Below are 3,914 nucleotides of genomic sequence, written 5' to 3'. Positions count from 1 at the left end.
AGGGGTGAAGGTTGGTCAGATTGCCAGTGGTGGCAATATTGAAATTTTTGCAGGCAACGACATCTATTATGATCAGGTCATGGGCTATGGCAGTGCAAAATTGACATCGGTATCAGGAGAGATCAGTGTTGAGAATGTGCTGTCTGCTGAGGGGGATGTGAGGTTGACAGCAAACACTCTCGATTTAAGCAATAATCGTTCTCATATTTACACGCCGCAAACGCTGTATTTAATTGCAGATCATATTGATGTCTCAGAGAGCGAATTGGCTTATGGCGGTTTAGATTTTAACAGCACCAATGCCCTTGATATTCACCATGCGCGGCTACAAGCCGTGACAGATCAGGGAGGGACTGGAGATATTCTCTTTATTGCTCCAAGCGTTATGGTTGATGAGACAACTTCTGTTTTAGCAGCCAGAGATTTCGTGATCAAAACGGGGGAGCTTGGAAATAGCGGTCAATTGGCATCGGGGCAGGATTTAATCTTTAGCGTGACGGGGGATGTGACCAACAACAAAACGGGCTTAATTTATGTGAAGGGCAATGGTGCTTTACAAGTTGATGGGGATTTGTTGAATGATTTTGGTGCCATAATGGCAGAGGGTGATTTGGGTTTCACCAATGCAGAAGGCACAGGAAAAAGCCTTTCCCTTGTTAACAAAGCGGGCTTTATTCAAGCTGGTGGAAACTTAAATATCCAAACCAACACTCTAAAAAACGAAGCTGATAGCACGCCTGTCATCACGGAAAAAACGGAATATAGCGATATTTCTTTCCAAAAACCAGAACGCTTTGATTCAATTGAAAATGCGATTTTGTATCATACAACAAGTATAGCAAATGAGTTGGGGATAGAAATATGGGCCGTTTCCTATGAGGAAGTTGAATGTTCGGGAAACACATGTGATTTTCACTTTAAAAATTCTTTGCCCAACAAAGAGGCAACTTATGGTAAGATAACTTTAGAAGATGGGATAGTATACAAGGCATTTACTTGGAATGAAGAGAGTGAAAGTTCGGTTTTTTTTCAAGGGTACCGATGGAATAATTTATCTCACATGATACAGAAAACTGTCACGCAAGAATTTTCGCCTACTCGTCAAGGAATGATACAGTCTCACGGCAATCTTATTATTAACGCTGATACCATTGACAACCATTATAGCATTATAGAAGCAGGGGGAAACGCCGATATCCACGCCAATGTGCTGACCAATTTAGGTGCAACAGCTTATAAAAACACCTATATGGGTTGTCAGGCTAATACGGATGCTTATTGTTATGCTTATAACGCTGATGGAAGCCGAAATGTTGCTTTAGATATAATAAATAATGATGGTTTTCGCCATATCAATTCAGAAGTTCTCGATACTGTTCCTGGTCTTGTTCAAGCGGGTGGCATTTTGAATTTGGTGGTCGATCAACTCCACAACGAGGCAGCGGAAGGTTCGATTACAGGGGATGCGCATTTTGAGGCAAAAACCGTTGGAGGCAATCCACTGGAGTCCTTAAGTGGTTTGCCTGGAGCTGGCGCTCTCTTTACACCAAAAGTCGATCTCAATAATGCGGGGGAACTTGCTGAGGGGCTCCCTTTACCAAAGCCCCAATCGGGGGGTGTTGGGGGCACGCTGCCCAATCAAAATTTCATTTATGAAACGCGGGCAGAATTCCTTGATGTCGGCAAGTTTTATGGCTCAGCCTATTATTTGAACAGAATTGGTTATAATCCTGACAGAGAGATTTTTTTCTTAGGTGATGCCTATTTTGAAAAGCAGCTGATTGAGAAACAAATGCGTGATCTTGTTGGTCAAGGTTTGGGCAAAGGTTCCTTTATTCCTGGAAGTGATGCCATTGAACAAGTCAAAACTTTGCTAGATGGTGGGGCAGATTATGCAAAAGCACACAATCTCCCTTTTGGTGAGGCTTTGAGTGAAGAACAATTGGCGTCCCTAGAAGCCCCGATGGTGATTTATGTGCGCCAACAGGTCAAGGGCATGGATGTTTATGCACCGGTGCTTTACATCCCTGAAAAAGACAGAGCCTCCTTTGTTTCTGCTGGGGCTTTGATCATGGGCGATGATGTCAATATCACCAGCCAAAATACAAGCAATTCCACAATAACCAATTCAGGGCGGATTGCGGCAAACCACCAATTGCATGTGCATGGTGGGGATATCCTCAGTCAAGGGGGGCATTTTGCTGCTGGTGGGGATGCTGTTATCCTTGCGGAGAAGAATATTCGTTTGGACGCAGGGCGCACAACGGTTGACGGCGTGGAGACCGTATTAAACACCGAGGCGCTTTCTGCTGGGGGTAATGCAACGGTGATTGCTAAACAAGATATTACCGCCTCAGGGGTGGGGATCAGCACCGGAGGTGATCTTGCCATGGCTACAGAAGAAGGCAACTTGACGATAGGCTCAGCTGCAACGCATCACCATAAACAGTATAGTGACTCCATTATGCACCATAAATCTGTGTTAAACTCTGGAGGCTCGACGACACTTCTCTCTGGAAAAGATTTGAATATTTTAGGCTCTGATGTTCAAGCGCATGATGATCTTTACTTACAAGCAAAAGAAAATGTTTCGATTGATGCTACACGCAACAGCATGGACAATCATCGCGGGAGTGAAACCTCCCATGTCGCCTTGCACAATGGCTCTCATTTAAGTTCTGGAAAAGATACCACTGTCATCTCGGGTCAAGATATCCATATTGCTGCTTCCGATATAGATGCGAAGGACAATGTTGCTCTTGGCGCACAAGGGGAGATAACAATAGGGGTGAGAAACGATGAAAGAGATTATCATTTTCAGAGCAGCGACTTTAGTGTTGATAGGCAAGAGTCTATTTCTCGGGGTTCTTCGATAAAATCTGGGGGTGATACCACTGTTGTTGCAGGGCAGGATGGGAAACCGCATGACCTTAGCATCACAGGCAGTTCCGTTGCGGCTGAGGGCAAGGTAGGGCTGAAAGCCAGCAACGATGTCCTGATCACCAATGCAGAGGATAGTTCACACCGTGAGATATCTAGCTACACAGATGGCGGTTTTTTTGGGGGAAGCTCATCCTATCATGAAACTTTTGGAGCTACCCAAGTGGTAGGTTCAAGTATAGCAGGAGAAAAAGGCGTTGCCATTGAATCTGGAAACAACACGGAAGTTGTCGCCTCGACGCTCGTAGCCGGTAAGGCAGAGGAAACGTCAGGAGAGAAAGCACCAGGAGAACAGAAACAAGCGGATATTACCATTCACTCTGGGGGAAAGATTACTATCAAAGGCGCCCAAGAACACTTGGATCAGCAAGCACAATCGTCATCAAGTGGCTTTTTTCATGAGAAATCGTCCGATACATCTCAATCGCATACCACAACGGTTNCATCTTCTTTCCGGTCAAGATATCAATGTGAGCGGAGAAAGTGTGACGATTGATGGCATGACAGATCATCATAAAAGCCATTCAGAGGAGCATGAAACAGGTTTTGGTGTGGGATCAGGTAAGGGCTTTGTGTCGATATACGGGAGTGAGGGAAAGACAGAAAATGAAGAGAGCTTTGAGCATCAAGGCTCTTCTCTCAATGCGGATGGCAATATCAACATCACTGCCAAGAAAAAAGATGTGAACGTGGAGGGCTCTGATCTTGCGGGTGAGAATATTAACCTTTCGGCAGCGCATGATGTCAATGTGCTTGTTGGTCATAATAGCCATTCCTCAAGCTCAAAGGAAGAACGTACAGGCTTTGGCATTCAGTTTGAAAAGAGCAACAGCGGTGCTTCTGTAGGTGTTGGGGTTGCAAGCGCCAAAGATACGGGCGATCAATGGGAAACCACTTCCACACAATCACACATCACGGCACGCCAAGATGTGCAGATTACTGCTGACAATGATGTGAATTTACAAGCAGCCATT

Annotated in this window: 2 protein-coding genes; both read left to right on the top strand. The window is 45.0% G+C overall.

Annotation, left to right across the window (positions count from 1 at the left end):
* The coding region (locus tag ACFIMC_RS05900; protein ID WP_404977329.1) for a hemagglutinin repeat-containing protein at positions 1-3,436 on the top strand (3,436 nt) is incomplete at its 5' end.
* A partial coding sequence (locus ACFIMC_RS10340; protein ID WP_404977328.1) for a hemagglutinin repeat-containing protein occupies positions 3,426-3,914 on the top strand: 489 nt, incomplete at its 3' end. The genes ACFIMC_RS05900 and ACFIMC_RS10340, both read left to right, overlap by 11 nt.

This window comes from Bartonella sp. AP21QHHD (assembly GCF_042196205.1).
GTDB lineage: Bacteria > Pseudomonadota > Alphaproteobacteria > Rhizobiales > Rhizobiaceae > Bartonella.
Note: the sequence above shows the minus strand (reverse complement) of the source record. Positions and strands in the feature narration are given on the sequence as shown.